Here is a 1,353-nt window from a genome sequence, read left to right on the forward strand (position 1 = left end):
AAAATGTATGGTCCGCCTCGTTATTGCAAGTGTAAAATAAGATTTAACGAGTTGGAATTGCGCTAATGTATTCGGAGTCTACATTGAGCGGTATTTTCCCGCTCGCTCCACGATGAGATCCGCGCTAGATTGTCCTCAAAAAACCGAAAGCATTGTGACTCAAAATTGAGTCTTGCTATTTTTGTTTACAGGTTCTCAATCCAGTGTGTCTTTCCTCTTGGTCATCTATTCTACCTTTTGCAATGCGGTGGAAACGGCTCAGGGTTCAGGCCTGAGCCACTTTAAACGGTTCTTGTTTGCTCATGACTGACCAGATAATTCGGGCTAATTTGTTGGCTAACGCAACCAGGGCAACATTAAACGGCTTGCGTTCTCTTAACTTGATAATCCAATCGCCATAGGCTTTTCTGGCTAATTCCGGTCGACTCAACATCGCCCTAGCACCATGAATTAATAACTCTCTTAAGGTTTTATTGCCCCGTTTACTGATGCCCAGTAGTTTGTTCTTGCCTCCGGTGGAATATTGCCTTGGCACGAGTCCGATCCATGCCGCAAGATGACGACCGTTTTTGAATTCACTCGGCACAATATTCGCCAGACACTGTGCGGCCACTTGCTCGCCAACACCGGGAATGCTTTTGAGCAAAACCGCTTGATGTTGATGCTCGGTGTGTTGCTTGAGTTTTTTGTCTTGCTCGGTAATCTTTTCATTTAGACGACAATAATGTTCATGCAAATCCATTAACTCATGCATCAACAGCGGTGGCAGTTCGTGAGGCTGTTTTGCTAACCAGAAAAACAGTTCTTTCATCTTGGCATGCCCTTTTGGGAGAGAGAATCCAAACTCTAAGAGAATCGCGCCGATTCGAGACATCAAGGCCGTTCTTTCTCGAATATAGCCTTGGCGTATCCGATACAGCACATTGAGCAGTTGCTGGTGTTCGGTTTTCACCGTAACAAAACGCATATCAGCTCGAGTAGAAGCTTCCGCAATGGCGGCGGCATCAATGAAATCATTCTTATTGGTTTTGACGTAAGGTTTAACATACTGTGGTGGCAACAGTTTTACCTGATGCTGTCGAGATTGAAGTTGTCTTCCCAGCCAATGTGCGCCTGCACAGGCTTCGAGTGAAATAATTGTGGGTGAGTGATTGGTAAAAAATTCTAATAACTTGGTTCGAGAGAACTTTTTACGAATGACTTGGTGACCGCGTTCGTCACGACCAATCAGATGAAAGGTGGATTTGCCTATATCTAGGCCATAGATAACTTGAGACATGATGATCACTCCTTGGTTAAGGTTCACTTTCTCATTTTAGGGAAGAAAGTGAGGCGGACCATCTAATTAAAGCG

General features: G+C 44.6%; 1 protein-coding gene. It reads right to left on the reverse strand.

The window, feature by feature from the left end:
* Positions 1 to 265 precede the first annotated feature (265 nt).
* Positions 266 to 1,279 carry an IS110 family RNA-guided transposase gene (locus J3998_RS13020; protein WP_208151098.1) on the reverse strand — a complete coding sequence of 338 codons (1,014 nt, stop codon included), beginning with the start codon at positions 1,277 to 1,279 and terminating at the stop codon, positions 266 to 268.
* Between the last annotated feature and the right edge of the window lie 74 nt (positions 1,280 to 1,353).

Origin of the sequence: Thiomicrorhabdus marina, assembly GCF_017571465.1 — a bacterium.
Lineage (GTDB): Bacteria > Pseudomonadota > Gammaproteobacteria > Thiomicrospirales > Thiomicrospiraceae > Thiomicrorhabdus > Thiomicrorhabdus marina.